This is a genomic window from Citrobacter sp. Cpo147 (genome assembly GCF_030332405.1).
In the GTDB taxonomy this organism is placed as follows: domain Bacteria; phylum Pseudomonadota; class Gammaproteobacteria; order Enterobacterales; family Enterobacteriaceae; genus Citrobacter; species Citrobacter portucalensis.
Genome location: NZ_JAOWHX010000030.1, coordinates 527,307 through 553,543, shown reverse-complemented (window position 1 = coordinate 553,543; position 26,237 = coordinate 527,307). Strand labels below are relative to the sequence as shown.

Here is a 26,237-nt window from a genome sequence, read left to right as displayed (position 1 = left end):
TATGAGAACGGGAACCGAGAGGTTCCCGTTTTTTTGTGCACAGAAAATCCCAGTTAGGCTGGGGGTTCCGGAAAGCTTTCAGCTTTGGGCCAGTTATTAATATCCCTTTTGATTTGTTAAAACACCTTGCGGTCTGGCAACTGCAAGGGTTAAACAAGAAATCAAAAGGGGGTCCCAATGGGGGGCGAAAAGAGCTTAGCGAACACCCGATGGAACTGTAAATATCACATAGTTTTTGCGCCCAAATACCGAAGACAAGCATTCTACGGGTAGTAACGTAGGGCGATAGGCAGCATCTTAAGAAAGCTGTGTGAACGGAAAAGCGTGCGGATCCTGGAAGCTGAATGCTGTGCAGATCATATCCATATGCTTGTGGAAATCCAGCCCAAAATGAACGTATCCGGCTTTATGGGGTATCTGAAAGGTAAAAGCAGTCTGATATTGTATGAGCAGTTTGGTGATATGAAGTTTAAATACAGGAACAGGAAATTCTGGTGCAGAGGTTACTACGTCGACATGGTAGGTAAGAACACGGCGAAGATAACTGTCTGCAGGAGTACATCAGGACGCAATGCCTGAATTAACTGAGCCAGCTTAATTGCGGATTTCTTTTACCTGGGTGTCCAATCAATTAAGCACAGTACAGTGACATTATCATGCGTCATGTCGCCGCAGTGTTCCGTATTAACTATGACTGTAGCCCGATGTGGTGATCTTTCATGCGGGATTGTCCCTTATGCCTGCTTCTACGGTGCTGAGTGGAAGAAACCGGGCTACTAGTTCAACTATCATTATATTAATGGATTATTGTTCTCAACATCTTCCATGTATAAAAGCGTATCGTCAACAGAGTAGTAATGCCGTTTGTTATCATTGACATCCGTAACCCATCGGAAAACGCCAGCATTGATAAGTGTTGCAGTATATTCGCGAAATGTGGATTTCCCGGAATAATGAATCTGGGCTGCTTTTTTTACTTGTTCCGGGTTCTTGTTTGTGCTGACTTTCAATAAGTCTCTTTTCCCTCTTATTAATATTACTTCATCATTTTCTGTAACAACTCTAATGTTATCAGTAGCCAGGTAGTAAATATAATAAGCAATATTCTGGCGTTTCAGTTCAGAGTAAAACCACGGAAAGTTATGTTCCTTTCTCACTTGCTCAAACATCTTTTCAAGAACGTCAACCTGATCCATCAGGATTATAACCTATTGTTAGTCATGAGAGCGTGTAGTGTGCACGATCGGTTTTATCACTTCAATCTGGTCTGACCTTTTGGTACGGACAGCGGAGCCATGAGAGTAATTGCGCGCAGCCCATATACGCGTGCGCACTTGGTGCATGCAATTATTCTTTTGCTGAAAGTTTGTACGGAAATACATGCAGAGCGTTTGCTGCTATGGGATAAACGCCCAGGCCTTCTGTTCTGGCTTTGATTTCCTCGAAAGAGAGTGAAGGGGAGGGTTCTCGTCCGCCCCACAGATTAATGCCTTCAGGAACATCGTCCCGGCTGTACTCCTCGGCGATCTCGATGGTTCCGCCACTATTCAATTCGATCACGACGCTTTTCCCGTCAACAGGAATGAGGTTACCGTCATTGTCTGTGATAAAGATTTTCATTTTCTTACCTCTTATTAGTACATGTATATGATAACAAAATTGGAAAGAGGGATGTCACTATTGTCTTGATCTCTTCAAGGATAATTTTATTTAAAAATTAATTTGTTATGTTTTGGTTTTGGAAATGTGATTCGACGCATGGCGACTTTTGTTTCTGTCTACCATGCTCTGTAGAGATAAATTAGAACATGTCAATGCTCATCGCAACGACTGATCAGTTTTCGCTACAGGACATGAGAATGCGCAAAGCACTTTTACCGGTAACTGCTGCGGTGTGTCTTTTTTTGATCGGTGTTTTTATTCTTAATATGCAGCTTTGGTATTCATCTTCGACAGAAACCCTTGGAGGAGCCCGATATGCTGTTAAAAATATGGATAACATACTTGATGAAGCTTTCCAGGCAACCCGTACCGCAAGGCATATTGCTGAAAAAAAATGTGATCTGGAGGGACAATACCAACTTGGAACCGAAGCTGCACTTCGCCCTCATTTGCGAACGCTGATCATTATCCGGCAGGGGAAGGTTTGGTGTACGTCATTGCCGGGGAATAGGATTTTACTTAAGCAAATCCCCGTAATTGCTGATACAAATCTGTTGCTGACTCCCGCAAGAAATACGGAAAACGAGATACCTGTTCTGCTGTATCAAACTCGTTTTCAAACCAGTCGTATTATTGTCACTATTAGTGGGGTGCATATTCGAGGGGCTCTGAAAGTTCCGTTAAAGGGAGTAGCATACTCATTGCTGGTGGGTGACAACGTACTTGGTTTATTGGGCGATGTGAAAACCGTTACAACAAGCGCACGTGCGTCTGGTCAACTTAATTCCGCAAAGTATCCGTTCAGTATTATTTATAATAAACCGCCACTGTTTAGTGCAAAAAAGCTGGTTACACAGGGTTCAGGGATTCTGGTTTTTATCCTGTTAATGTCTTTTGCAGCCGCTTATGCCATTGATAAGTATCTGAACAAGAACGATACCCCTGAAGAAACGTTGCGCAGGGCGATAGTAAAAGGAGAGATCGTGCCTTTTTATCAACCTATCGTAAATGGTCGCGAGGGGACGTTACGCGGTGTTGAAGTGCTGGCCCGATGGAAACATCCAAAAGCCGGATATATCTCTCCAGCTTCCTTCATTCCCGTCGCTGAAAAATCAGGCCTGATAGTGCCACTAACTCAAAGCCTGATGAGGCAGGTCGCGGAAAACATGAACGCCATTGCCAGCAAACTGCCATCCGGCTTCCATGTCGGCATTAACTTCAGCGCATCCCATATCACATCCCCTACATTCGTGCAGGAGTGCCTGCATTACAGGGATAGCTTTAACCGCGATGACCTCAATCTGGTAATCGAAGTTACTGAGCGCGAGCCGTTAGATGTGGATGAAGATCTTGTGCAGAGGCTCAATATCCTGCATGAGAATGGCTTTGTGATTGCGCTGGATGATTTTGGTACGGGCTATTCTGGGCTTTCTTATTTGCATGACCTGCACATTGATTACATTAAAATCGATCAGAGCTTTGTGGGAAGGGTAAATGAGCTTCCCGATTCAACCCGAATTTTGGATTGTGTTCTCGATTTGGCGCGCAAGCTGTCTTTAAGCATCGTTGCTGAAGGGGTTGAAACGAAGGCTCAGCTTGATTATCTCAACAAAAACAACATTGTTTTCCTGCAAGGGTACTATTTCTATAAACCAGTAACCTTCACTGAGTTCGTCATGATTCTGCTGTCAAAGCCTAAAGTGAAGGTTTTTGTCGAATAAATACAAGATAACCTAATTGATGAAAAGTGAGCATGAAATCTGCTTCGGTAGCAAAAATCCGACGATTATCTTTATCGTGAGGCAAATCTCGGATTCTGTTATTTAAAATCTATACCCTTATCGATGTGGTGGTTATTTGTGTTTTCATATACAGCAACTGGATAATGGTATGGCAGATATAACATTCGCGATGGAGCGTGATTCAAGTCACAAAGCGGCGAAAAATAAGTTGGATGTGCGAAGCAAAGCGAAGAACACAAATCGCAATCAGCTTGCGATTGCCGCAGTCCTGTTTTTAGGCGGTATCGTCGGGATTATTGTTTTGGCATTATATCTAATGGTGCAGGAAGGGGTATTTCTGTATTAATTGTTTAAATATTCTTATATGTTAAAATAAGATGATGATTATATCTTGTGTCTTCTCTCAATAATATTCTGCTGGTCGGGGTATTAGTGTGCCCCGACCAGCAGGATCTTATAAAATTAGAACTGATAATTTAAAGATACCCAGTAGTTACGACCAGGGTTTACGTATCCGGTAGTGGATTGTGCAGTCTGATAATAATCACCTGCGTAGGTGCTATTGCGGCCCACCTGGTACAATTTGACCTCACTAAAGTCTTTATCCAGCACGTTATTAACCGCCGTATTAAGCGTCAGATCTTTGGTCAGCTTATAAGACATCCCCATGTCGACAACGGTCCAGGCTTTTAAATCAGCGCCTTTATCGTCATAGACGGCCTTTTGTACTGCGCTAAGGTTGTCGTAATTTTCGGTAAAGCGTGGGGCTTTGCCGCGATAACGTGCGCTGAGCCAGGCGTTCATATCTTCCGTTGCCTGCCAGTTCAGACGGGCGTTAGCCATATGTTTTGGTGTGTAACTTAATGGCGCGCCTTTATTGTCACCATCTTTTTGCTTGCTCTGAGTGTAGGTGTAGTTGAGAGATAAGGTCAGCACATCCGACCATAGAGGGAAGGTGCTGGCAAATTCAACGCCATCGGTTCTTGCCTTGCCGCTGTTGGTATAGCTGTTGGTATTATCATCGATAGAATATGAGACAATTTTATTTTTGTATTCGGTATAGAAGCCGGTAATGTTGGCGTTAAGCCCGGCGTCGTTCTCGTAATACAGCCCGGTTTCGTAGCTGATACTTTCCTCAGGTTTGAGGTCCGGGTTACCGACCGTATTCACCGTTCCCTGTGCGGTTACACCGCTGATCCCGTTATGCAACTGGCTTAGTGATGGTGCTTTATATCCTGTCGTCACGCCGCCTTTGAGCGTCCAGGCGTCGGAAACGTCCCAGACCATATAGGCACGCGGGCTGAGATGACCGCCAAAGACATCGTTATGCTCATAGCGTGTTCCTGCGGTTAAGGCCAGCGAGTCGAGAATATGCCATTCATCTTCCGCATAGGCTGCCCACGTTTTTTGATGGAACGTCTCGCCGGTATTGGCCAGCACCACACCATCTTTCATCCGTGCATCCCAGTATTCTCCGCCAAGGGTTAAGAGGTGTGAATCACCTAATGGCGTCAGCAGCACTGAGTCAAGAATGACGTTGGTGTTCTTCAGTTCACGCGCGTCACCGGCCCGGCCTGCGTTCTCTGGCGTGAGTGCGGAAGATACCAATTGCCGGCCTTTGTTTTCGGTTTCATTCCAGCCGAGGGAGGATTTCCAGGTGCCGAACGTTAAGGCTGTATCGTGGCCGAGGGTCACTTTGTTACGCTCATAGCGTAGCGTTTTATCATACCCCCCTGTCAGGTTACCCAACTGCCCGTCATCGTTGTCATAGCGCTGTCTTGCGGAGTCGAGATCTAACCACAGTGTATTGTTCTCATTGGTTTTCCAGTCGAGGCGCGTGCCAATATTATAGTTTTCCGATTCGGTAGGATAAGGTACGCGGGTGGAGGAGGTATCGCTGAGGGAGGTGACGCTGGAACCCTGACGCTGGGTTGTGCTCCCCCGAACCTGCATATCCAATACGCCCGCAATCAACGGGCCGCTTGACCAGAAGTTGGCGACCGTACTGTTACCCCATTTATTACTCTCTTGCAGGTTAACGCCGGTATTGATGGAAGTGCTCCATTTATCGGTGCTTTTTTTGGTGATGATATTCACCACGCCACCGATTGCGTCGGACCCATAAAGCGTCGACATCGGGCCGCGGATCACCTCAATATGATCGATCGCCGCCAGTGGGGGCATAAAGCTGGTATTCATGGCAGAGAAACCGTTTGGCGTTACGTCGCTGCTGCCGTTTTGACGAATACCGTCAATCAGGATCAAGGTATAGCTGGCAGGCATGCCACGGATGCTGATCTCCAGACCGCCGGTTTTACCGGTGCTGCTTTCAACATCTACCCCTTCAACAGAACGCAGGGCTTCACCTAAGTCATTATATTTATTGGTTTGTAACTCTTGCTGCGAAATAACAGAGACGCTGGCGGCGGCATTGGTGATTTTCTTTTCATAACCAGAAGCGGTTACCACCATGACATCTTCAGCAAATACCAGGGGGCTGGAAAATCCTAAACAGGACAGAACGACAGAGGCAACAGGTTTTAAACGCATAGTCAAACTTCCTTTGTTAAAAATTCAAAGGCAGTAAGATAATTGATGGAAATGATAATACAAATAATTATCATTACAAATTTACATAACTTGTCACTTCTGGTGTTTTTCTTGAATAAATATACATAAATTGTCATGAGTTTTAGATAAGGAATTAGCAGGAAGGGACAATAGTCCGTATAGGCAATTATTAGATCGGGATTAATATCCCTGTGAATAAATGGCGAGGGATTAATCTATTTTCTGAGGTTCACATCGAACTCATAACGGAGTATCAGAAAAAAGTATGATAATTTTAGAAAATCGTCATACTTTTCTGCGCCGCATCATTTTTTTCGTCATTTCTGTCCGCCATAATCCCTTCCCCAGGAGACTGCTTAACGAGGGTAAATCGTTATGCAGCATAAAAATAACGTAAATCTGGATAACATAATGATCAAAGGCAAGCTGGCACTGCTTACGTGCGCATTGACTCTCGCATTAACCTCACCACTTCTTGCCGCGCAAAATGCGAGCGAAGGGCAGACGTTAAAACTGGCAATTGGACCAGAACCAACGGAAGGGTTTGACCCGATGCTGGGCTGGAGTCATGGCAGCTATTTGCTTTTGCATGCACCATTATTAAAACAAAATGCAGATATGAGCTGGGGAAACCTGCTGACGGAAAAAGTAGAGACCAGCGCAGACGGCAAAACCTGGACGTTGACGTTAAAACCTGACCTTAAATTCTCTGATGGTTCCCCGCTAACCGCTGAAGATGTTGTGTTCACCTATAACAAAGCAGCAAAAAGCGGCGGCAAAATCGACATGGGAAACTTCACCCATGCCAGCCTGAAAGATAATCGCACGGTAGAAATTACGCTAAATAGCCCACAGAGCACCTTTGTGAATGTGCTGGGTTCTTTGGGTATTGTTCCGGCGAAACGGTATGACGAAAAAACATTTGCCAAAAATCCGATTGGCGCGGGTCCTTATCGACTGGTGAGTTTTCAGCCGGGACAGCAGTTGATCGTGGAGGCTAACCCCTGGTATGCCGGTAAGAAAAATGATTTTAGTAAGCTGGTGTTTGTCTTCCTTGATGAAGATAACGCTTATGCCGCAGCGCGCAGTGGCCAACTGGGACTCGTACGTATCGCGCCGTCGATGGCGGTCGCTCCTCAGCAGACAAATTTGAAACTTTGGGTACGCGATAGCGTGGAAAACCGGGGCATTGTGTTCCCGATGGTTCCTGCAGGTAAAAAAGATGCCAATGGCTATCCGATTGGGAACGATATCACGGCCGATGTTGCCATCAGGCGCGCCATCAACTATGCCATCGACCGTAAGCAGCTTGCCGATCAGGTCATGGAAGGTCATGCGATTCCTGCGTATAGCGCAGTGCAGGGGCTGCCGTGGCAGGGGCAATCCGTTGCGTTCAAAGATGGTGACAGTGAAAAAGCACGTACGATTCTGGAAGAAGCCGGCTGGAAGGTAGGTAAAGATGGCGTGCGAGTGAAAGACGGCAAAGAGGCTCGACTGACTTTATGGTACGCCAGCGGTGACAGTACGCGCCGGGATTTAGCCGAAGCTGTTCGCGCAATGCTGGAGCCGGTGGGTATTCAGATCTCGCTGCAATCGGGAAGCTGGGAAACCGTTGAACGTCACATGCATGCGAACCCGACGTTATTTGGTTGGGGAAGCCTGGATCCGATGGAGCTTTTCCATCATTACAGTAATCAGGCCGCGGGCGTGGAATATTACAACCCAGGCTATTACAGCAATCCTGTTGTTGAACAGCATCTTAAACAGGCTATCGACGCCCCAGACTGGCAAAAGGCGTTGCCTTTCTGGCAACAGGTGGAGTGGGATGGCAAGCAAGGGGCTGGCGTGCAGGGCGATGCTGCCTGGGCATGGCTGCTGAATATTCAGCACACCTACCTGGCAAATCCGTGTATTGATTTAGGCAAAGGCGCACCGGAGATTCACGGTAGCTGGTCACTGCTCAATAATCTGGACGAATGGACCTGGACCTGCCGTTGATGAAGTCTGTTGTGGGCCATTTTCTACGGCTGATAGTGTTATTAGTGCTGGTTGCGGCTGGCACTTTTGTGCTGCTCAGCTTTTCTCCAGTCGATCCGATTCGCGCTTATATTGGCAACGATCTCCTGCATGTGCCGCCGGAGCAATATGCACGCATTGCTGCTCGCTGGGGATTGGACCAGCCGCTATGGGAGCGTTTTGGTCACTGGTTTTTACGGGTATTGCAGGGCGATCTCGGCTATTCCATGTTGTTTAATGCGCCGGTTGCCAGCGTGATCAAGGAACGCTTTTCCACCTCGTTTGCGCTGCTTGGCGGCGCGTGGCTACTCTCCGGCATATTGGGAACGGCAATGGGGTTTGTCGCGGGTCGCTACCTGAATCGCTGGCCGGACAAAGCAATCTGTCGCCTCAGCTATCTGCTCTCCTCGTTGCCGACCTTCTGGATTGGCATGTTGCTGCTGGCGTTATTTGCCGTGCGCTGGCCGGTATTTCCGGTCTGCTGCGCATGGGAGCCGGGTAACAGCGGCGATATGGCCATGCTGACCGAGCGTCTGCGCCATCTGGTGCTTCCCGTTTGCGCGCTCAGTTTGCTGGGACTGGGACAAATTACGCTTCATACGCGGGAAAGCATCGCCAGCGTAATGAAAAGCGAATTTGTCCGTTTTGCACGTTCCCAGGGAGATAAAGGCTGGTCACTGTTACGCCATCAGGTTCTGCGTCATGCAATTACGCCTGCGCTGTGTTTGCAGTTTGCCTCACTGGGAGAACTGCTGGGAGGTGCACTATTGGCCGAAAAAGTCTTCGCGTATCCAGGACTGGGGCAGGCCACCATTGATGCCGGATTACGCGGCGATCTGCCGTTACTGATGGGGATTGTGTTGTTCAGTACCGTACTGGTGTTCATTGGCAATTCGCTGTCTACCTGGCTTGTCCGTATGTTGAACCGTGCTCTGGAGCGACCTGATGCTCTATAACCCGACGCCGACGCTAATTCGTCTTTTGTTCTCTTTCAGCTGCCTGTTATTCATTGCAGTGTATGGTGCCGCAATGCTGGATAATCCGTTGAGCGTTAATCTGCTTGCCCGTCATCTTCCACCTGATGCGATGTATTGGTTTGGCACCGATAATCTTGGTCGCGATCTGTGGATCCGTTGTTTTCAGGGGGCACTAACCAGTCTGCAAATTGGTATTGGTGCGGCGTTGTGCAGTGGCTTGATTGCGTTAATGATGGCGGCGGTTTCGCGCATACATCCGCGTCTGGATGTGCTTATGCGCCTTATAACTGATGCCATGCTGTCGATGCCGCATCTGCTATTGCTTATTTTGATCTGTTTTACGCTGGGCGGCGGGAAAAACGGGGTAATCATGGCGGTTGCACTAACGCACTGGCCGCGTCTGGCGCTAATCCTGCGTGCTGAAGCGCAGCGCGTGGCCCACAGTGACTATCTGACGTTGACCTGGCGTCTGGGGCACGGCCATTTTTACTGCTGGCGGCATCACTATCTACCGGCGTTGTTACCCCAGTGGCTAACGGGAACATTGCTGATGTTTCCCCATGCAGTGTTGCACAGCGCGGCGTTAAGCTTCCTCGGTTTTGGACTGGCACCGCATGAACCGTCGCTGGGCCTGCTGCTGGCGGATGCGCTGAGGTTTATCAGTCATGGCGACTGGTGGTTAGTGCTGTTTCCTGGACTGATGCTGTTCAGTCTGGTGATGTTATTCGATCAGCTCGCAAGGGCGGTGCATCGTTTATGGTTACGAGGTGACGCATGTTGAGTTTAAGGCAGGTCTCACTGGACGTGGCGCGTTATCGCTGGTACGGCGCGAAAAACTGGTCTTCGCTGTTGCAGGATATCTCTTTCGACGTAGCGCCTGGTCAGATGGTGGCGCTAGTTGGAGGAAGTGGAGAAGGTAAAAGCCTATTGCTGCAATGTCTGCTCGATCTCTTACCAGACAATTTGCGTTTCAACGGCGTTATTACCCTGGAAGGTAAAACGCTGGACAGTGATGACATTCGCAAATGTCGTGGCAATACCTTTAGCTACGTCCCGCAAGGTATTCAGGCACTTAACCCGCTGCTCTCGATTGAAAAGCATCTGCGCAGGGCATGCCAGCTTTCTGACCAGCAATGGAGTGCCGGAAAAATTGAACGATTGCTCCAGCGTAGCCGACTGGAAAGTCGCGTATTAGATGCTTTTCCGCGTCAGCTTTCAGGCGGTATGGCAAAACGTGTTCTGGCCTGTCACGCGTCTCTGAGTCAGGCTCGCTATATTCTGGCGGATGAAATTACCGCCTGGCTTGATGCACCTCTCGCTAATCAACTGCTTGAACAGTTGCGTGAGCAATGTGAGCAAGGGGCTGGCGTTTTATGGGTAACGCATGACCTCACGCTGGCGGCCCGCCATGCGGATCGTATTGTCGCTCTGCATCAGGGAAGGGTGTCGGATAACGTCAGCCGGGAACAGCTGTTACGCGGAGAGATTAGCGAACACCTGCAACGACAATGGCGGGCGCTGCCTGAAAGAAATCAACTTTTTGGAGAGCGCGATGCTGTGCTGTCGTGATGTAACAATCCGTCAGGGGGAAAAGGTTCTGTGGCAAAATCTGGCCTTTTCTCTACGCCCTGGAGAACGTATTGGGATTTGTGCGCCCAGTGGAACTGGCAAAACGACGCTGGGACGCGTGCTGGCGGGCTGGCAGAAACCAACTTCCGGTGACATTCTGGTTGATGACCAACCTTTGCCGATGCACCAGTATTGCCCGGTGCAACTGGTGCCACAGCATCCGGAATTAACTTTTAACCCCCGACGCAGCACCGGTGATGCGGTGTATGATGCATGGCGACCGGATGCTGCAATGCTTACCCGTCTTCACATCAATCCAGAGTGGTTAACCCGCCGTCCTGGACAACTTTCTGGTGGTGAACTGGCGCGAATTGCTTTACTTCGCGCGCTGGACCCGCGGACACGTTTTCTTATTGCCGATGAAATTACTGCCCAGCTTGATCCTTCTATTCAACGGGATATCTGGGCGCTGCTGCTTGAAGAATCTCAGCGTCGGCCATTGGGTATGCTCATTATCAGTCATCAGCAGGCACTGCTTGATCAGATCTGCACGCGAGCGCTACTCTCTTAGGTCTCTTTCGCATTTCAGGCAAATAACTAACGTGATCGTAAAAACTATCGCTGTGGCTGCGCTAATGTACGGGGCGGGTGCTTTTGCAGCACATGCTTCCATTCAGGTGGGTTTTTCACCGGAAGGATCGGCTCGGGCTTTAGTGCTGGATTCAATCAACCATGCGCAGCACAGCATCGATATGATGGCTTATTCATTTCAGTCTGCAGATATTGTTCAGGCATTGGTCAACGCTGAAAAGAGAGGCGTTGTGGTTCGGGCTGTTATCGATAAGAAACGAAACCAGGGTAAGGTGAGCCAGAAGGCCATCGCTTTTGCTGCCGCGAATGGGGTTGATGTTCAACTGGATGGTCACTACCACATCCAGCATGACAAGGTAATGATTATTGATGGCGACACGCTGGAAACCGGTTCGTTCAACTTTGCCAAATCCGCAGAATTTGCTAACTCTGAAAATGTGTTAGTTATTCGTGACGAACCTGCCGTTGTTGCGCAGTATCAGGCCCATTTTGACAGCCGTTGGAAAATCGCGCACCAGAGCGGTTAAATGTTTCACAACGCCGTTGATTTAAATGTGATGTTATATTATAACATTTCACTCGCAATTGATTTGAGGGTGAAATTTTGGCTATTCGTTTTAAGAAACTGACAATCGCTCTGGGGATGCTTTTAGTCAGTAGTTCGGTTCTGGCGCATGGTCATCATTCCCATGGTGCGCCAATGAGTGAAGCAGAACAAAAGGCGTCTGAAGGGGTATTTGATGACAACCAGGTGCAGAACAGGGCGCTGACCGACTGGGATGGCATGTGGCAATCTGTCTATCCGTATCTGGTCAGCGGCGAGCTTGATCCGGTGTTCAAAAAGAAAGCGGAGAAAGATAAAAGCAAAACGGCAGAACAAATCAAAGCGTATTACCGTACAGGCTATGCAACCAACGTAGACACTATCGGTATTGAAAATGGCGTGATGGAGTTTCATACCGGGAATCAGGTTGAATCATGTAAATACGACTATGCCGGATATAAGATCCTGAATTATAAATCAGGCAAGAAAGGTGTACGGTATCTGTTTGAGTGTAAAGCTGCTGACAGCAAAGCGCCAAAATATGTGCAATTTAGCGATCATATTATTGCGCCGCGTAAATCGAGCCACTTCCATATCTTTATGGGAAATACCTCGCAGGCAGCCTTGCTTGAAGAGATGGAAAACTGGCCTACCTATTACCCTTATCAGTTGAAGGGAGAAGAGGTTGTGGATGAGATGCTGCACCATTAATCCGGGCTAACCTTATCTGTACACACCCGTCACCAGTGGCGGGTTTTTTAATTCATAACCTTTTCTTTCCATCACCCGATGCATTCGTTAGCATATTGTATCGCAGCAAGTGCATGTGTTTTTCAGGAAGAGGTTAACGTGTTCGCAGAGTATGGAGTTCTGAATTACTGGACGTATCTGGTGGGAGCCATTTTTATCGTGTTGGTACCGGGGCCAAATACGATATTTGTGTTGAAGAACAGCGTCGGTCGGGGAGTGAAGGGGGGTTATCTCGCCGCAAGCGGTGTGTTTATCGGTGATGCCGTGCTGATGTTTTTGGCCTATGCCGGTGTTGCCGCATTGATCAAAACAACGCCTGTTTTGTTCAATATCGTTCGCTATCTTGGCGCGTTTTATCTGCTGTACCTAGGTGCGAAGATCCTGTATGCGACACTGAAATCGAAAGCAAGCGACGCCGCACCTGAGGAAGTCCCGTTTGGCGCTATTTTTAAGCGAGCATTAATTCTGAGCCTGACGAATCCCAAAGCTATTTTGTTTTATGTTTCGTTCTTTGTGCAGTTTATTGATGTCAATGCACCGCACTCAGGGCTGTCATTCTTTATTTTGGCCATTACGCTTGAAGTAGTGAGCTTTTTCTATCTGAGCTTCCTTATTTTCTCCGGCGCGTTTGTGACGCAGTATATTCGCACGAAGAAAAAACTGGCCAAAGTGGGTAATTCCCTAATCGGCCTAATTTTCGTTGGTTTTGCCGCTCGTCTGGCCACGCTTCAGTCGTGATGCCATTGGCCCGCTGGTTGCGGCGGGCCTTCAATATGACGCTTTGCTTTTCATTTATAATTGTAGGGTTATAACCAATAAATGGTATTTTAAATGTATATTTTGAGGCGTACCCTGTGTACAGCAGCGATTCAATAAGACTCGCTGGTTGTCGACTGGAAAAGGGAAGAAAAATGCTTCAAATTCCACAGAATCATATCCATACACGCTCTACACCATTCTGGAACAAAGAAACCGCGCCTGCCGGAATTTTCGAACGCCACCTTGATAAAGGAACTCGTGCTGGGGTTTATCCACGACTTTCGGTTATGCAGGGGGCGGTCAAATATCTCGGATACGCCGATGAACACAGTCCGGAGCCAGTAGAGGTGATGGTTATTGAAGCCGGTCAGTTTGGCGTTTTTCCGCCGGAAAAATGGCATAACATCGAAGTGATGACCGACGACACTTACTTTAATATCGATTTTTTCGTTGCCCCGGAAGTTCTGATGGAGAGTGTAAATCAACGAAAAGTCGTGCGCACCGGCAAGGAGTAAATCATGGGCAAAGCAACCTATACCGTAACCGTGACCAATAACAGCAACGGTGTTTCTGTTGATTATGAAACAGAAGCGCCGATGACGTTACTGGTGCCGGATGTGGCAGCAGAAGTGGTCAAAGACTTGGTCAATACCGTTCGTTCGTACGATACCGAGAATGAGCATGAAGTCTGCGGATGGTAGGTATTAAATACTCTTACTGATTGAATAAAAAGAATTTTAATATACTAACCGCACAGCGTTTTGACGGCGCTGTGCGGTTATTTTATTTGTGTTGAACGTAGTGATGTCCGAAAAAAGATTCCTTAAGAATACCTTAAGAAATCCGCATTGAATGCTAATTGTCGATCATTCACAGGAGTTATGATCGCAAAAAAGTAACAATACAGAACATCGCGCTTATGAAACTGAATACCCAAATTACATTCCCCACACTTATTCTAGGACTGGTCATTGTGGCGATCCCGTTCACCGCGAACTGGAATCTTCCGCTGCTTAACGGCACTGTCGTCAGATGGATCGAAAATGGGCAGGCGCTATGGCTACTGTTTGGTGCGGTATTTACCCTTGGCTATATCCGGCCTTTATCACGCCCTGAAGGCGAGAAGCAATTTTGGCTTTGGGCAGCCGCGTGGTGGTTGGTATTGCTGGGGAGAAGCACCAGTTGGGGCCGCGACTATTTCCCGGAGCAGCCTAAACTTCTGTTCAGAGCTATCTCTGTTGTAATGATTTCCATGATTATTCTGCCGGTGCTGTTGTCGAAGCGCTTACGCCTGGATATTGTCCGACGCGTGCGTAATGAACCGCTACCGCTCTGGCTGCTGGCGATCACCGCCTGCGCATTTTTGATTTCCGATACGGTAGAGCATCATCGTCTGCTGGCTCCCATCTTCCTGCACAATGCCCAATATGGCGATATGATTGAAGAATTGTACGAACTGCCGTTTATGGCTGGCCTGTTTCTGATGAACCTCGGTTTTATGCAGCGGGATATGCAGGAGGAATCTGCCTCCATCCGTTTCAGTGAACCTCACTTGGTAAAGTAATGAGATAAGACCTGAGTCTGGGTAACCAGACTCAGGTGGCGATGGTGGAGAATTACGCAATGGCCTCACATAAGCGTGATTTCATGTCGCTATACGATTGAGCGGCATACTTTTCAGCCCATCTCTGATCGTTAATGTGCTCGATATTTACGGCACAATATTTGGTTTCCGGCGTTTTCGAGATTGGATCGAGGTTATCCTGGGTCAACTCGTTGCATGCACCAATCCACCATTGATAGGTCATATAAACCGTTCCGGAATTGATGCGCTCGGATACATCCGCACGGCTGATGACCTTACCCCGACGCGAGCTGACCCACACCAGATCACGATGACGGATACCGAGTTTTTCGGCATCATGGGTATTGATTTGCACATATCCTGGTTCATCAGCCAACGCTTGTAACGCTGCGCAGTTACCGGTCATAGAGCGACAGGAGTAATGCCCAACCTCACGCACGGTACACAGTACCAGCGGATAATTGTCATCCGGAACTTCTGCGGGCGCTCGCCACGGTGCGGCAAACAGTTTGCCTTTGCCGTTGGCGGTATCAAACTGGCTGTGTGCGTAAAGGTATGGCGTACCAGGACTATCGAGATCCGGGCATGGCCACTGAACATGCCCCATTTCCCCCATTTTCTCATAGGTCACGCCGTAGAACAGTGGGCACAGCTCGCGCATCTCATCCCAGATTTGCTGGTTATTTTGATACTGCATTGGATAGCCCATTTCGCTGGCCAAAAGGCTGATGATCTCCCAGTCACGTTTTACATAAGCGGTGGGTTCAATCGCTTTCTCAAAACGCTGGAAGCCGCGATCGGCGCAGGTAAAGACGCCGCCATGTTCGCCCCATGAGGTGGCGGGCAGGAGAACATCGGCCATTTCCGCTGTCTTAGTCATGAAGATGTCTTGCACGACGATAAAATCGAGCGCGTTAAACCCTTCGCGGACCAGGCCCAGGTCGGCCTCGGTTTGCAGCGGATCCTCTCCCATGATGTAGTAGGCTTTTATTTTGCCTTCGATAGCCAGGTGTGGAACTTCAGTGATGCGCGTTCCAACCTTGTCATCCATCTGATTAACGTCAATGCCCCATGCGCTGGCGAATTTTTCCCTGACTGCGGAATCGGTCACGTCCTGATATCCCGGGAACTGGTTAGGTAGTACCCCCATATCGCACGCACCCTGCACGTTATTTTGCCCGCGCACCGGACCAACGCCGACGTTAGGGCGACCCAGATTCCCGGTCAACAACGCCAGGCTCGATAAACCGCGAACCACATCAACAGCCTGACCAAACTGAGTGACGCCCATCCCCCACATTACGGTTGCCGATGGTGCTGCGGCAAATGTACGCATTGCCTGACGAACCTGCTGTGCGGGAACGCCGGTCAAATGTTCAACCGCTTCAGGCGCATAGTCTTTAACGGTTTCCCAGTATGTTTCCAGCCCTTCCGCATGCTTTTGCACATACTCGCGATCGTAGAGTTGCTCTTCGATAAGAACATGACCAAAGGCATTAACCAGAGCCATGTTGCAACCGTTTTTCAACTGCAAATGTTGGTCAGCAATTCGAGCGGTTTCAATACGACGTGGGTCGCAGACAATGATTTTTGCGCCGTTCTGGCGAGCTTTAATTACCCGGCGGGCTACGATTGGGTGCGAGTCGGCGCAGTTATAACCAAAGATCAGCAGACATTTTGAATTTTCAATGTCGCTGATGGAATTGCTCATGGCGCCATTGCCTAACGTTTCTTGTAATCCGGCAACGGAAGGACCGTGACAGACGCGGGCACAACAATCGACATTATTGGTATGAAGTACACCACGTGCGAATTTTTGCATCACGTAGTTAGTTTCATTTCCGGTTCCCCGGGAGGAGCCGGTGGTCATGATGGCGCGAGGACCATAGGTTTTTTTGATTTCAGACAGGCGTTTTGCGGTGTAACGAATGGCTTCATCCCAGCTAACGGGCGTGAATTTGCCACCTTTTTCATAACGGATCATCGGGCGAGTCAGACGGGGAGTCAGGAGGCGAGTGTCGTTAAGAAAGTCCCAACCATAATAGCCTTTCAGGCATAACTGATTTTGGTTCGTTACACCCTCTGCGGCTTCGGCACGGATGATTTTGTTATTTTCGACAACAAGCTTGAGCTTGCACCCGGCCCCACAATATGGGCAAACACTGGTGATTTTTTTCATCAATAACAGACCTGTTAAATGCTGAAATAGCGCGAATTGTAGACGCAGCCACGCGATAAGCACCGCGGACTACGATTTGTCGTAGCGACGGGTTGTTAAAGCATAAAGTGTGCCAGAAGTGAAAACCCAGCAATAACGGGGCTGACGGCAAAAGCGTTGAGCATAATGACTGACGATTCGACATTAATGACGAGGAGCGGCAAAAATTTAGCCTACCGGTCAGCAGTCATAACCTTATGAAACATCGGAAAAAGATGAAAATATGAAGTGATGACGATCACAAATTTTAATTTTTCAGCGCTATGCTATGCTTTTATACAACGAGTGAATCGTTAATTTAAAAAACATAAGTGAGGAAAATTATGGGCATTATTTCATGGGTGGTTTTCGGTCTTATCGCTGGGATTTTGGCAAAATGGATTATGCCGGGTAAAGATGGCGGCGGATTCTTTATGACCATTATCTTAGGGGTTGTCGGTGCGGTAGTGGGTGGCTGGATCAGTACCTTCTTTGGTTTTGGTAAAGTTGATGGTTTCAACTTCGGCAGTTTCGTCGTAGCGGTTATCGGTGCGATTGTGGTGTTGTTTATCTACAGAAAAATCAAAAGCTAAGTAAACATACAGACAATAGAGGCCACTGATAAGTGGCCTTTATTTTGGTTACCACCACCCCAGTTCCGTGCCCAGAACCACGATGATCGCCACGCCAATCATAATAATCGTTGTTTTTTTCATCGTTATGCTCCCGGCGCAGCGTAGCCGCCAATAAAAAACCAGGATAAGAAAACGACAGCGGAAATGAAAATAATGACAGGGAAAATAATACCGAGTCGCATACGATTATCTACCAGAGTTATTTAAAGACGAGCCAGCATAGCAGGGCTTAATGTACGACAAAAGGGGTTTTATCCTGACGCTTTTTATCCTGATACATTGCGCTGTCTGCAAGATGAAGCGCACAGTTTACATCAGTCTCCAGCGGATCAATTTCCACCACACCCAGACTGGCACCAGGATAATACAGATGAATATCACCCAGGTGGTAGTCACCGCAAATCTGTTGTTGCAGCTGATTTTTCACCTGCTGCAGACGCATAAGCTGATCAAGTTCATCTTCCGCTGACAGGCGAACGACTAAAAATTCGTCACCGCCCAGTCGACCGAGAATGTCATTATCACTACATTCACGGAGCAGGCGCTGCCCAATCTGGATCAGGAACTGATCACCAACCTCGTGGCCAAAGCGGTCATTAATCAGTTTGAAATCATCCAAATCGATATAGGCAACAACTATCTTCTGCCTGAGGTGGCGGGCAAGCGAAAATAGGGTCTCCACATTTTCAAAAATTGCGCGCCGATTCGGTAACCCTGTCAGGGCATCGGTGTAGGAGTGAGCAATCAGCGCGGCGTTCGCTTCACGTAACTGAGCAACCAGCGACTCTTTTTGAATCGACTGGGCGATCAGACCGGCAAACAGATGTAATACTTGTTCTCCACGTTGGCTCAGTGCCTGCTGACGGCGGCTGGTAGCGCAGAGTGTACCGTAAAACGTTCCGTCCGGAAGATGAACGGGAGTACTTAGAAAGGTGGTGATGTCCAGTGCGCGAGCAGCGGTACATTCCGGCCAGCGTGCGGGCACGTTGTCACTGTACAGACAGTTTTCCTCAATCGCGCGTTTGCACAGCGTTTCATCCCACGGCACGGATAGCCCTTCGGGGATCTGCATTTGGCGGCTATTACGCGCATACAGAATATGCTGCAGACGGGCATCCAGATCGACCTTGGTCAGGTAGGTTGATTCCATCTCAGTCACCATCTCCAGCATCTCCAGAAGTTGGCGAACCAGACTCTCAACTGACTGCTCCGTAGCTAAGGATTGTGAGACTCTGGCAAGGATCATGTCCGACATGAGGTGAAATGCTCCTGAGTAATGATTGGGCTGACGTTGCCCGCATGATAGAACATCGAGGTGAAAGATGAAACACGCCATCCAGCTCAGAATGTAAACATAAAATGGATAGCTGACAGGAAAACATGGAGATAGATGGAAAGTCGGGGTAACCTGCCAGGATAAGGTTTTTAACAGGAGTAAATATGAAACTGGCATCTATTTTTTTGCCCGGCTTGCTGGTGCTGGCGGGGTGTACCACGGAACCGGAAGCGCCTGTGCCACCGAAAGTTGGCATGGCGAATCCAGCATCGGTGTATTGCGAACAAAAGGGCGGCTCGTTGATTGCGGTGCAGACTCCGCAAGGTGTTAAGTCTGACTGCAAACTACCCAACGGGGAAGTAATTGATGAATGGTCACTCTGGCGTAGAGATCATCCGGCAACGGCCAAGTAATACGCGGTCAGCATTGACGTAGCCACTCAGCGAGCACCAGTGCGTGGTTTTGCTGGGTATTTTTCGCTGCATACAGTAGCGTTAAGGTTTGCTGTCGGGCAATCTCTGCGAGGCGCTTTCCTTCCTGCTGCTGTTGGGCCAGCTCTGCGCGATATTGCTCGGAAAAGTGTGAAAAATCGATCAGTTCTGCGTGGAATGCTTTGCGCAATTCAGAGGATGGCGTCAGCGTTTTGTTCCATTCGTTGAAAGCAAGGTCAGTCTTTTTTATCCCGCGTGGCCACAACCGGTCGACCAACACGCGGTAACCATCACTTTTTTCTGCCGGGTCATACACACGTTTACACTGAATCTTCATCTCTTCATCCGCTCCTTTCAGCTACCGCTCAGGTATTTATCATCAACTTTATTACGGTTAAATAAGATCGTAAAACGTGACCATTATAGCATTTTGCCTGTCCTGACTCCCAATTTAAGGGATTGTGATACCACTAAAAAGTCGGTAGGCTGAGGCTCCTTATGCTGTCCCTTATTGTCAGGACACAAGGAAAGCTTAATGGAAATTTCCCCAATTAAAGATACGCTTCGCATTGCGCTGGTGGGTGATTACAGCCCCGATATTGTGGCGCACCAGGCTATTCCCCTTGCTATCGATGATGCTGCCGCCGTTCTGGAATTAGTGGCTGATTACGACTGGCTAACTACATCTGATATCAACAGCAGTGAGGACTTGATTGGCTATGATGCCATCTGGGTCGTTCCAGGCAGTCCATATCGCCATCTTGAAGGGGCGCTGATAGCGATACGCTACGCGCGTGAAAACAGCATCCCATTCCTGGGTACCTGCGGCGGCTTTCAGCATGCGATTCTGGAGTACGCCCGCAACGTGCTGGGCTGGAGCGATGCCGGCCACGCCGAGATGGACACCACGGGTCGAATGGTGATAGCACCATTGACCTGCTCGCTGGTAGAAAAAACGGATGATATTGAGCTGCGGGCCAATACGCTGATTGCCAAAGCCTACGGGCGGGATGTTATCACCGAGGGATATCACTGCAACTATGGCGTATCGGAGGATTTTGCCGCCGAGCTTGAAAGCGGCGATCTTCGGGTGACCGGTTGGGATGAGGTTGGTGATATTCGTGCCATTGAGCTGGTGACGCATCCATTTTATGTTGGCACGCTCTTTCAACATGAACGCGGAGCGCTGGCGGGAAAACCCGTGCCGTTAGTTCAGGCGATGCTGCGCGCCGCGCGCGGATAAAAAAACGGGCAGGTTGTTCACGAACCTGCCCTGTGCATTATGCGCTCGCGATCTCCCGATTGCGCCCCGCGCACAAACCAAATACCGCCATCAGCATCGCTAACACGGCGACCCCGCCAAGAGGAATCAGCCAGCTATCGTTGAGGTCGTGAATTTTCCCCATCAGTGGTGGTCCGCAGGCCGCCAGTAAATATCCGACAGACTGTGCCATGCCGGAGAGGGCAGCAGCCTGATGCGCTGAGCTTGCGCGCAGGCCAATAAAGGTCAAGCCGAGGATCATCGTCGCGCCCGAGCCAAAGCCAAACAGGATGGTCCATAGCAATGCCTGGTCGGGCATTATGGCGAATCCCGCCGCGCCGACGGCGCACATTAATGAAACCAGAGCGGCGATGGCGCGCTGATCCTTAAATCTGTTCAGGACGAGAGGAATCAATAATCCCGGCGCGGCAGTCGCCAGCTGCAGTAAACCATGCAGTGAACCGGCCTGCGACTCGCTGTAGCCGTGACTGATCAAAATAGCGGGCAGCCAGCCGATGATGACGTAGTAGATAAGCGAATTGATCCCCAGAAACAGCGTCACCTGCCAGGCGAGGCTGGAGCGCCAGATCGCGCGGGAATGCAGCGCGCGCGAGTTGCTCAAGCTGGCATTGGTCGTCTGGCGGCATTGGGGTAACCAGATAATCAGCGCCAGTAGCGGAAAGGCCATCAGTACCATCAGCGCACCGCGCCAGCCAAACCCGTTCAACGCCAGCGGTACCACAATGGCGGAACCCAGTGCCGCTGCCGCGCCCATGGTCAGCGAGTATGCGCCAGTGAGTTTCGCCACATGCTGAGCAAAATCACGCTTAATCAGTCCGGGTAAAAGCACATTGCCCAAGGCGATTCCGCAACCAATGATCGCGGTGCCGCTAAACAGGAACCCTGGTGAGGGCAGCGAACGTATCGCAATACCAGCGCAAATCAGTAGCATAGCGACACACAAGCTGCGTTCGATACCCCAACGGCGCGCAACGGCGGCAGCCAGAGGTGAAACCAGTGCGAAAGCCAGCAGTGGCAGGGTGGTCAGAAGCCCCGTCTGGGCAGTGCTCAGTCCGTAGTCGGCGCGAATTGCATCCAGCAACGGGGCAGCTCCGGTAAAGGTGACGCGCAATGTGGTGGCAATCATCAGGATCCCCGTGATCAGCAACGCTGCGTTCTTGCCGCGGGAGGAAGGAATATTTGTCATTTTTTTCTCATATCGTCAGGCGAGGCGATACCTTAGCGTTTTTACTCAATGGATGAATCAAGCTAAAATGACAGTTTATCGCTTAAATCGGACATTTTTATGTTAGGACTGAGGCTGGATGGATATGAACCGGATCTTCACCACGATGCGGCCGTGGCGTTTTGTATTCAGGCCCGGGAAGATGAACTTTTTAGTCCGCTGCATCAGCACCGTAAAGGCCAGTTGATTCTGGCGTTGCATGGCGCGATCACTTGTGAGGTTGAAAATGCTATGTGGATGGTGCCCCCGCAATATGCAGTGTGGATCCCCGGTGAAATTCCACACAGCAACCACGTTACCGTTGGCGCACAATTATGCTTTTTGTTTATTGAGCCGCAGGCCGTCGTGATGCCCGATCGTTGCTGCACGCTGAAAATTGCTCCGTTGTGCCGGGAGCTTATTCTGGCGCTGGCATCCAAAACGGATGCCCAACGGCTGGAGCCGGCAACCCAGCGGCTGACGCAGGTGTTGTTTGATGAACTGCCGCAGCAACCCCAGGAGCAAATGCAGTTGCCGGTTTCCGATCACCCGAAAATTCGCAGAATGGTCGCAACGATGGCGAGAGAGCCTGCACAATGGCAGACGTTGGGACAATGGGCCAGCGTATTTGCGATGAGTGAACGTAACCTTGCTCGCCTGGTCGTCAAAGAAACGGGGTTGAGTTTTCGCCGCTGGCGTCACCAGCTCCAGCTGATTCTGGCGCTGCAGGCGTTAATTGATGGTCGCAATGTACAACAGGTCGCGCAAATGCTCGGGTACGATTCGACCACGGCATTTATCACTATGTTCAAAAAAGGCCTGGGACAGACACCAGGCCGTTATCTGAACGGGCTGGCTACTGCTTCCCAACAATCAATGAGACCAGACCTGCCGCAATAAGCGGCCCCACTGGCACACCGCGAAACAGCGCCACGCCCAGTACCGTGCCCACCAGTAAACCAGCAACAAGCTGAGGCTGGCTGCCCATTAGCGTAACGCCGCGTCCGCCAAGCCAGGAGACAAATACCCCAACGGCAATAGCAACCAGTGATTTCCAGTTCACAAAGGAGTGGATGAGCGTGGAGGGCGGTAGCGTTCCGCTGGCGATCGGCGCCATGACGCCAATGGTCAGAATTATAATCCCGACGGTCAGGCCCTGTTTTTCAATCCAGGGAAAGAAGGTATTCAGAGGGGTAACACGGACAATAATCAGCACCAGAATTGAAACAGCGACTGTGGTGTTGTGGCTGACAAAGCCCAGAGCTGCCAGTCCGAGCAGGATCAGCAGAGTGACATCAAACATCGTAGTTTCCTTGCCAAAAGAAAAAATAAGCCTGCTTACTGTACGCGTAAACGCGTGACGGAACAGGCTTTTTTTAATGATTATGATTTTTTTTGGGCTAACGCACGAAGCGATGTTTTTTACTGCTAACTTGGGCAGTTATTGTGCTCTGCGGAACGGGATTAATTCCGGTTTCGCGATGCGCAGGTAATCTGCGGTATCCATGATCACGGATTTTTCCAGCATTCCGGCATTGAACGCAATTTCATTAAAACGCTCAAACAACAGCGGGTCGGCGACCAGCTTGAGATTCGGATGAAAACTGAACGGTGGGATAGCACCAAATACGCAGCCTGTTAGTTCATCTACCTCCGCCGGGCTGGCAAGTGACGCTCTCAACCCGCCAATATGGCTGGCCAACAGGCTCAGGTCCGCCTGCTGATCGGCAGAGAGGATCGCCAGAACATGCTGATTGACGCCGTTGCCTTTTACTTTGCAGACCAGCGCTTTTGCACCCTGACCCAGTGCGGTACCGCGAATTTCAGAGACAGCTTCACATTTGCCTACGGCTTCATGGCTGACTACGCGGTAGGTCGCACCGTGTTCTGACAACAGGGAGATTAAACGCTGGTGCGTTGCGTTACCTTTGTTTACTTCCGTCATGACTTACTCCTGGTACAACAATGAAAATCCTGTCAGAAAAATGATTACGCATCGGTGCGTTTTTTCTGTTTGTTCAGGTAGAGCTGTGTATCAGATGCTTTGTAGGCATCATCAATGGTGTCGTTTGGCTGCATATTATAAATTCCGACAGAGAAGCTGATTGATCTATCTTGCGCAATAATTTGTAAGTTATAGCGAATCCTCTCCAGCAGGCGGGGCGTTAATTCACTGGGGTGATCGATGAGGATAATGCAAAACTCATCGCCACCGAGGCGGATGGCATAGTCACTTTTGCGAATGGACGTTTGAATAGCTTTGGCCAGGAGGGTGATAATGCGATCGCCTTCCTTATGCCCCAACGTATCATTAATAACTTTTAGTTTGTCGCAATCAATAGCGATAAAGGTCACGAGGGTGCCGGAGTTTACTAACTGTTGTAAACACTGTTCGAGCGTCGGCGTTAGAATTTTACGGTTGTAGAGCCCGGTCATCGCGTCACTGATATTTTCCCGCGTGACGTTGTGATACAGCCGAAAATGCGTTCTGACCATATTCAGCAGCAATATCGTTGCCAGTAGATAGAAGGCGAATATCTTCCAGGACGAGACAATAAAGTACATAACATCAAGTGAGAGGGTGATACGTATACCGCCAGGTATGTCCTTCTCATAGTGAACATAGCGGAATAGATCGGTTTCACTTTTATGAACGAGGATCTCTTTACCTGAACTGGTGTCAGAGACCGTTACGTTAAGATAACGCCAGACGAGAGGGCGGTCGCTGGTATAGAAAATATTCTGTAAATTCTCTTTGTTAATATCCACCATCACCACGCCTTTTAGCTTATTGGCGTAGTAAACCGGTGTTAAAAAGCTCATCACCTTTTTCTCGGTCAGGTTATCTTCATAAATACTGGAGATCACCGTGCGGCCAGTAAAAATACCGTCAATATCATTCTGGTCGATTCCCAACGTACCTTTTTGCAAAAACGACCAGTTGTGTATCGCAAATTTCCGCGAGTCGATCAGGTCATAGAAATAGACGTAGTTATTTTTAAGATCGACGTAATATCGAAATTTATACTCCAGCGTCCCTAATCCCTGACCGTAATCTTTCTGCTGGCGATTAACATTGACCGCCCGGTCAAAAGAGGGCAGCAGAAAGATGTCATCAAGTTGTTCGCTACATTTTGTTGAGGTGGTCTGCAACGTACCGTGTAATGGCAGATAGTTACGCTTAGTGAGATTGAGCCCATGAGTGCCGTTAACGCTGTCGAAAGCGTTGCAAAGTGCTTTTTGCTGTTCGAGAGAAGCAGGCCCCTGAGGGGACGAAAATGTGCGCATCAGATGGGCTGCGATGCTCTGATTTGTGTACTTATCATAGAGAAACGAGGAGTCGGCTTTCTCATTGATATAGCGCATGTACGCATTCATTGCTTTATCGCTGGCAATGAGCTCATAAACCAAAAAAGAAGATGTCAAAACAATTACGCTGACGGAGATAAAGATCCTGAGCGCTTTATGATGCAATTTCATAATGATTTACAGCCCTGTAAGTCTGATACTTCAGTCTATCACAGGGCATACATCCGCTCTAACGCTACGGGCAAGGACATTTTGTAATAAAAATCATTCGCGCGCTTCACCTTTAACTCTTAATGTTGTATTTATAATGCAACTTATAGAAAGGAGACAGGCCAATGAGCGCGACTGAAAAAGCGGGTCATACATTTTTAGCCAGCCTGGGCAAAACCCGTCTGCGTCCGGGCGGCGTTGAAGCAACCGAATGGTTGTTTAGCCAGTCACAGCTGACGCCCGGCAGCCAGGTACTTGAAGTGGCGTGCAACATGGCCACGACGGCGATAGAGTTAGTTCAACGCTATGGCTGTACCGTATACGCCATTGATATGGATAAAACCGCACTGTCAAATGCAAGGAATAACGTAGCGGCAAATGGTCTGGAAAATCATATTCATGTGATGGCTGCTAACGCCAACACTCTTCCTTTTGCGGATAACAGTTTCGATGTTGTGATTAACGAAGCCATGCTGACAATGTATGCCGATAAAGCGAAGGCGAAGTTAATTGCCGAATATTATCGCGTGTTGAAGCCCGGTGGGCGTCTGCTCACCCACGACATTATGTTCACCGCCCAGAAACTGGGCGCGGGCGATCAGGGCCAGCTTGTCGATGTGGTGAAATCAAACGTTAGTCCAATGACCAGACAAGGCTGGCGTGATTTATTTCTTAACTGCGGGTTCGAACAGGTCCTGCAACAGAATGGCAACATGTCGCTGATGTCGCCGCGCGGATTAGTTCGTGATGAAGGGCTTACGGGGGCGGTAAAAATTGTGTTTAACGGCTTACGCACGAGCGAAAATCGTCGTCGTTTCCTGAAAATGTTTCGCTTCTTCCGTTCGCAACGTCATCAACTCAATTACATTGCCTGCTGCTCTGTAAAGGGAAAATAAAAAGGATAAACGGATGAATATTGATAAGATG

General features: G+C 49.0%; 29 protein-coding genes and 2 pseudogenes. 19 read left to right on the top strand and 12 right to left on the bottom strand.

Annotated features, from left to right (window positions below; all coding sequences use genetic code 11):
- Nucleotides 1-177 precede the first annotated feature (177 nt).
- A pseudogene (tnpA, locus tag OGY06_RS05295) lies at nt 178-543 on the top strand (IS200/IS605 family transposase); the annotation flags it as partial.
- A 248-nt stretch (nt 544-791) separates the two neighbouring features.
- On the opposite strand, the gene OGY06_RS05290 reads toward tnpA, so the two are convergent.
- Together OGY06_RS05290 and OGY06_RS05285 are read right to left on the bottom strand one after the other, a co-directional pair.
- The gene (locus OGY06_RS05290; RefSeq protein WP_063941460.1) at nt 792-1,196 is read right to left on the bottom strand and encodes a DUF1398 family protein; all 405 of its coding nucleotides are present in this window, start codon (nt 1,194-1,196) and stop codon (nt 792-794) included.
- 151 nt (nt 1,197-1,347) lie between these two features.
- Nucleotides 1,348-1,620 carry a hypothetical protein gene (locus OGY06_RS05285; RefSeq protein ID WP_063941461.1) on the bottom strand — a complete coding sequence of 91 codons (273 nt, stop codon included), beginning with the start codon at nt 1,618-1,620 and terminating at the stop codon, nt 1,348-1,350.
- A gap of 239 nt (nt 1,621-1,859) precedes the next feature.
- On the opposite strand from OGY06_RS05285, the gene pdeG reads away from it, so the two are divergent.
- Together pdeG and OGY06_RS05275 are read left to right on the top strand one after the other, a co-directional pair.
- Nucleotides 1,860-3,383 (top strand): cyclic di-3',5'-guanosine monophosphate phosphodiesterase PdeG, encoded by a 1,524-nt coding sequence (gene pdeG / locus OGY06_RS05280; protein ID WP_063941462.1) that lies wholly within the window; start codon nt 1,860-1,862, stop codon nt 3,381-3,383.
- Nucleotides 3,384-3,552: 169 nt separating this feature from the next.
- On the top strand, nt 3,553-3,750 hold the full coding sequence (locus OGY06_RS05275) for a hypothetical protein (RefSeq protein ID WP_003832412.1): 198 nt from the start codon (nt 3,553-3,555) through the stop codon (nt 3,748-3,750).
- 116 nt (nt 3,751-3,866) lie between these two features.
- On the opposite strand, the gene OGY06_RS05270 is transcribed toward OGY06_RS05275, so the two are convergent.
- The gene (locus OGY06_RS05270) at nt 3,867-5,954 is read right to left on the bottom strand and encodes a TonB-dependent receptor (protein WP_003832414.1); all 2,088 of its coding nucleotides are present in this window, start codon (nt 5,952-5,954) and stop codon (nt 3,867-3,869) included.
- A 396-nt stretch (nt 5,955-6,350) separates the two neighbouring features.
- On the opposite strand from OGY06_RS05270, the gene OGY06_RS05265 reads away from it, so the two are divergent.
- From OGY06_RS05265 to OGY06_RS05215, 11 genes are all read left to right on the top strand, one after another.
- Complete coding sequence (locus OGY06_RS05265) at nt 6,351-7,973, top strand: ABC transporter substrate-binding protein (protein ID WP_148362092.1); 1,623 nt, start codon at nt 6,351-6,353, stop codon at nt 7,971-7,973.
- The gene (locus OGY06_RS05260; RefSeq protein WP_003832417.1) at nt 7,973-8,947 is read left to right on the top strand and encodes an ABC transporter permease; all 975 of its coding nucleotides are present in this window, start codon (nt 7,973-7,975) and stop codon (nt 8,945-8,947) included. Before OGY06_RS05265 ends, OGY06_RS05260 begins: the two co-directional genes overlap by 1 nt.
- Nucleotides 8,937-9,749: an ABC transporter permease gene (locus OGY06_RS05255; RefSeq protein ID WP_003832419.1), complete on the top strand. Its 813-nt coding sequence runs from the start codon at nt 8,937-8,939 to the stop codon at nt 9,747-9,749. Before OGY06_RS05260 ends, OGY06_RS05255 begins: the two co-directional genes overlap by 11 nt.
- Nucleotides 9,743-10,537, top strand: a complete 795-nt coding sequence (locus OGY06_RS05250; RefSeq protein ID WP_126956065.1) for an ATP-binding cassette domain-containing protein — start codon at nt 9,743-9,745, stop codon at nt 10,535-10,537. Before OGY06_RS05255 ends, OGY06_RS05250 begins: the two co-directional genes overlap by 7 nt.
- Nucleotides 10,521-11,108, top strand: a complete 588-nt coding sequence (locus OGY06_RS05245) for an ATP-binding cassette domain-containing protein (protein ID WP_218667486.1) — start codon at nt 10,521-10,523, stop codon at nt 11,106-11,108. Before OGY06_RS05250 ends, OGY06_RS05245 begins: the two co-directional genes overlap by 17 nt.
- A 31-nt stretch (nt 11,109-11,139) precedes the next feature.
- The gene (locus tag OGY06_RS05240; protein WP_003832425.1) at nt 11,140-11,655 is read left to right on the top strand and encodes a phospholipase D family nuclease; all 516 of its coding nucleotides are present in this window, start codon (nt 11,140-11,142) and stop codon (nt 11,653-11,655) included.
- Nucleotides 11,656-11,732: 77 nt separating this feature from the next.
- A complete protein-coding gene (zinT, locus tag OGY06_RS05235; RefSeq protein ID WP_206160208.1) occupies nt 11,733-12,383 on the top strand; it encodes a metal-binding protein ZinT in 651 nt (216 codons plus the stop codon).
- A 138-nt stretch (nt 12,384-12,521) separates the two neighbouring features.
- Complete coding sequence (leuE, locus tag OGY06_RS05230) at nt 12,522-13,160, top strand: leucine efflux protein LeuE (RefSeq protein WP_003832429.1); 639 nt, start codon at nt 12,522-12,524, stop codon at nt 13,158-13,160.
- A 173-nt stretch (nt 13,161-13,333) separates the two neighbouring features.
- Nucleotides 13,334-13,696 (top strand): DUF1971 domain-containing protein YeaR, encoded by a 363-nt coding sequence (yeaR, locus tag OGY06_RS05225; protein ID WP_126956332.1) that lies wholly within the window; start codon nt 13,334-13,336, stop codon nt 13,694-13,696.
- A 3-nt stretch (nt 13,697-13,699) separates the two neighbouring features.
- Nucleotides 13,700-13,882 carry a DUF1869 domain-containing protein gene (locus OGY06_RS05220; RefSeq protein WP_003832433.1) on the top strand — a complete coding sequence of 61 codons (183 nt, stop codon included), beginning with the start codon at nt 13,700-13,702 and terminating at the stop codon, nt 13,880-13,882.
- A gap of 218 nt (nt 13,883-14,100) precedes the next feature.
- Nucleotides 14,101-14,745 (top strand): hypothetical protein, encoded by a 645-nt coding sequence (locus OGY06_RS05215; protein WP_063941469.1) that lies wholly within the window; start codon nt 14,101-14,103, stop codon nt 14,743-14,745.
- A gap of 52 nt (nt 14,746-14,797) precedes the next feature.
- Here OGY06_RS05215 and fdhF read toward each other — a convergent pair whose 3' ends face one another.
- Nucleotides 14,798-16,945 carry a formate dehydrogenase subunit alpha gene (fdhF, locus tag OGY06_RS05210; RefSeq protein WP_286604881.1) on the bottom strand — a complete coding sequence of 716 codons (2,148 nt, stop codon included), beginning with the start codon at nt 16,943-16,945 and terminating at the stop codon, nt 14,798-14,800.
- 362 nt (nt 16,946-17,307) lie between these two features.
- On the opposite strand from fdhF, the gene OGY06_RS05205 reads away from it, so the two are divergent.
- On the top strand, nt 17,308-17,556 hold the full coding sequence (locus tag OGY06_RS05205; protein WP_003832440.1) for a GlsB/YeaQ/YmgE family stress response membrane protein: 249 nt from the start codon (nt 17,308-17,310) through the stop codon (nt 17,554-17,556).
- 48 nt (nt 17,557-17,604) lie between these two features.
- Here the strand turns inward: OGY06_RS05205 and yoaJ are convergent, their stop codons facing one another.
- The 3 genes from yoaJ to OGY06_RS05190 are packed head-to-tail and all read right to left on the bottom strand — an operon-like array spanning nt 17,605 to nt 18,853.
- Complete coding sequence (gene yoaJ, locus OGY06_RS05200; protein WP_095533175.1) at nt 17,605-17,679, bottom strand: protein YoaJ; 75 nt, start codon at nt 17,677-17,679, stop codon at nt 17,605-17,607.
- Nucleotides 17,680-17,681: 2 nt separating this feature from the next.
- On the bottom strand, nt 17,682-17,780 hold the full coding sequence (locus tag OGY06_RS05195; RefSeq protein ID WP_032941789.1) for a YoaK family small membrane protein: 99 nt from the start codon (nt 17,778-17,780) through the stop codon (nt 17,682-17,684).
- Between the two features lie 47 nt (nt 17,781-17,827).
- Complete coding sequence (locus OGY06_RS05190) at nt 17,828-18,853, bottom strand: sensor domain-containing diguanylate cyclase (protein WP_063941472.1); 1,026 nt, start codon at nt 18,851-18,853, stop codon at nt 17,828-17,830.
- 185 nt (nt 18,854-19,038) lie between these two features.
- On the opposite strand from OGY06_RS05190, the gene OGY06_RS05185 reads away from it, so the two are divergent.
- Nucleotides 19,039-19,287 carry a putative hemolysin gene (locus OGY06_RS05185; protein ID WP_003832443.1) on the top strand — a complete coding sequence of 83 codons (249 nt, stop codon included), beginning with the start codon at nt 19,039-19,041 and terminating at the stop codon, nt 19,285-19,287.
- 7 nt (nt 19,288-19,294) lie between these two features.
- Here OGY06_RS05185 and OGY06_RS05180 read toward each other — a convergent pair whose 3' ends face one another.
- Nucleotides 19,295-19,642: a DUF488 domain-containing protein gene (locus OGY06_RS05180; protein ID WP_003832445.1), complete on the bottom strand. Its 348-nt coding sequence runs from the start codon at nt 19,640-19,642 to the stop codon at nt 19,295-19,297.
- Between the two features lie 198 nt (nt 19,643-19,840).
- Here OGY06_RS05180 and OGY06_RS05175 point away from each other — a divergent pair, with 198 nt between their 5' ends.
- Nucleotides 19,841-20,548, top strand: a complete 708-nt coding sequence (locus OGY06_RS05175) for a CTP synthase C-terminal region-related (seleno)protein (protein WP_149335795.1) — start codon at nt 19,841-19,843, stop codon at nt 20,546-20,548.
- Nucleotides 20,549-20,585: 37 nt separating this feature from the next.
- Here the strand turns inward: OGY06_RS05175 and OGY06_RS05170 are convergent, their stop codons facing one another.
- Nucleotides 20,586-21,773: a CynX/NimT family MFS transporter gene (locus OGY06_RS05170; protein ID WP_286604879.1), complete on the bottom strand. Its 1,188-nt coding sequence runs from the start codon at nt 21,771-21,773 to the stop codon at nt 20,586-20,588.
- Nucleotides 21,774-21,872: 99 nt separating this feature from the next.
- Between OGY06_RS05170 and OGY06_RS05165 the strand changes: the two are divergent.
- Nucleotides 21,873-22,671 (top strand): annotated as a pseudogene (locus OGY06_RS05165) (AraC family transcriptional regulator).
- Here the strand turns inward: OGY06_RS05165 and OGY06_RS05160 are convergent.
- The 3 genes from OGY06_RS05160 to dgcJ all read right to left on the bottom strand — a co-directional run bounded on the left by OGY06_RS05160 (nt 22,648) and on the right by dgcJ (nt 25,271).
- On the bottom strand, nt 22,648-23,094 hold the full coding sequence (locus OGY06_RS05160; protein WP_003832453.1) for a DUF441 domain-containing protein: 447 nt from the start codon (nt 23,092-23,094) through the stop codon (nt 22,648-22,650). The pseudogene OGY06_RS05165 and the gene OGY06_RS05160 sit on opposite strands and share 24 nt — an antisense overlap.
- A gap of 138 nt (nt 23,095-23,232) precedes the next feature.
- Nucleotides 23,233-23,736: a YbaK/prolyl-tRNA synthetase associated domain-containing protein gene (locus tag OGY06_RS05155; protein WP_126318388.1), complete on the bottom strand. Its 504-nt coding sequence runs from the start codon at nt 23,734-23,736 to the stop codon at nt 23,233-23,235.
- Nucleotides 23,737-23,780: 44 nt separating this feature from the next.
- The gene (dgcJ, locus tag OGY06_RS05150) at nt 23,781-25,271 is read right to left on the bottom strand and encodes a diguanylate cyclase DgcJ (protein ID WP_286604878.1); all 1,491 of its coding nucleotides are present in this window, start codon (nt 25,269-25,271) and stop codon (nt 23,781-23,783) included.
- Nucleotides 25,272-25,435: 164 nt separating this feature from the next.
- Between dgcJ and OGY06_RS05145 the strand changes: the two genes are divergently transcribed.
- Nucleotides 25,436-26,206, top strand: coding sequence for a class I SAM-dependent methyltransferase (locus OGY06_RS05145; protein WP_008784518.1), 771 nt, complete (start codon nt 25,436-25,438; stop codon nt 26,204-26,206).
- The last annotated feature ends 31 nt before the right edge of the window (nt 26,207-26,237 follow it).

What these genes read in the sequence shown, in the direction of transcription:
- OGY06_RS05190 (WP_063941472.1), bottom strand. Translation starts at nt 18,853, where the DNA reads ATGTCGGACATGATCCTTGCCAGAGTCTCACAATCCTTAGCTACGGAG.
- OGY06_RS05205 (WP_003832440.1), top strand. Translation starts at nt 17,308, where the DNA reads ATGGGCATTATTTCATGGGTGGTTTTCGGTCTTATCGCTGGGATTTTG.
- OGY06_RS05290 (WP_063941460.1), bottom strand. Translation starts at nt 1,196, where the DNA reads ATGGATCAGGTTGACGTTCTTGAAAAGATGTTTGAGCAAGTGAGAAAG.
- OGY06_RS05185 (WP_003832443.1), top strand. Translation starts at nt 19,039, where the DNA reads ATGAAACTGGCATCTATTTTTTTGCCCGGCTTGCTGGTGCTGGCGGGG.
- OGY06_RS05175 (WP_149335795.1), top strand. Translation starts at nt 19,841, where the DNA reads ATGGAAATTTCCCCAATTAAAGATACGCTTCGCATTGCGCTGGTGGGT.
- OGY06_RS05170 (WP_286604879.1), bottom strand. Translation starts at nt 21,773, where the DNA reads ATGACAAATATTCCTTCCTCCCGCGGCAAGAACGCAGCGTTGCTGATC.
- OGY06_RS05265 (WP_148362092.1), top strand. Translation starts at nt 6,351, where the DNA reads ATGCAGCATAAAAATAACGTAAATCTGGATAACATAATGATCAAAGGC.
- OGY06_RS05180 (WP_003832445.1), bottom strand. Translation starts at nt 19,642, where the DNA reads ATGAAGATTCAGTGTAAACGTGTGTATGACCCGGCAGAAAAAAGTGAT.
- OGY06_RS05260 (WP_003832417.1), top strand. Translation starts at nt 7,973, where the DNA reads ATGAAGTCTGTTGTGGGCCATTTTCTACGGCTGATAGTGTTATTAGTG.
- OGY06_RS05285 (WP_063941461.1), bottom strand. Translation starts at nt 1,620, where the DNA reads ATGAAAATCTTTATCACAGACAATGACGGTAACCTCATTCCTGTTGAC.
- OGY06_RS05215 (WP_063941469.1), top strand. Translation starts at nt 14,101, where the DNA reads ATGAAACTGAATACCCAAATTACATTCCCCACACTTATTCTAGGACTG.
- OGY06_RS05195 (WP_032941789.1), bottom strand. Translation starts at nt 17,780, where the DNA reads ATGCGACTCGGTATTATTTTCCCTGTCATTATTTTCATTTCCGCTGTC.
- OGY06_RS05245 (WP_218667486.1), top strand. Translation starts at nt 10,521, where the DNA reads ATGCTGTGCTGTCGTGATGTAACAATCCGTCAGGGGGAAAAGGTTCTG.
- OGY06_RS05145 (WP_008784518.1), top strand. Translation starts at nt 25,436, where the DNA reads ATGAGCGCGACTGAAAAAGCGGGTCATACATTTTTAGCCAGCCTGGGC.
- OGY06_RS05155 (WP_126318388.1), bottom strand. Translation starts at nt 23,736, where the DNA reads ATGACGGAAGTAAACAAAGGTAACGCAACGCACCAGCGTTTAATCTCC.
- pdeG (WP_063941462.1), top strand. Translation starts at nt 1,860, where the DNA reads ATGCGCAAAGCACTTTTACCGGTAACTGCTGCGGTGTGTCTTTTTTTG.
- OGY06_RS05220 (WP_003832433.1), top strand. Translation starts at nt 13,700, where the DNA reads ATGGGCAAAGCAACCTATACCGTAACCGTGACCAATAACAGCAACGGT.
- dgcJ (WP_286604878.1), bottom strand. Translation starts at nt 25,271, where the DNA reads ATGAAATTGCATCATAAAGCGCTCAGGATCTTTATCTCCGTCAGCGTA.
- OGY06_RS05250 (WP_126956065.1), top strand. Translation starts at nt 9,743, where the DNA reads ATGTTGAGTTTAAGGCAGGTCTCACTGGACGTGGCGCGTTATCGCTGG.
- OGY06_RS05160 (WP_003832453.1), bottom strand. Translation starts at nt 23,094, where the DNA reads ATGTTTGATGTCACTCTGCTGATCCTGCTCGGACTGGCAGCTCTGGGC.
- OGY06_RS05275 (WP_003832412.1), top strand. Translation starts at nt 3,553, where the DNA reads ATGGCAGATATAACATTCGCGATGGAGCGTGATTCAAGTCACAAAGCG.
- OGY06_RS05270 (WP_003832414.1), bottom strand. Translation starts at nt 5,954, where the DNA reads ATGCGTTTAAAACCTGTTGCCTCTGTCGTTCTGTCCTGTTTAGGATTT.
- OGY06_RS05255 (WP_003832419.1), top strand. Translation starts at nt 8,937, where the DNA reads ATGCTCTATAACCCGACGCCGACGCTAATTCGTCTTTTGTTCTCTTTC.
- fdhF (WP_286604881.1), bottom strand. Translation starts at nt 16,945, where the DNA reads ATGAAAAAAATCACCAGTGTTTGCCCATATTGTGGGGCCGGGTGCAAG.
- yeaR (WP_126956332.1), top strand. Translation starts at nt 13,334, where the DNA reads ATGCTTCAAATTCCACAGAATCATATCCATACACGCTCTACACCATTC.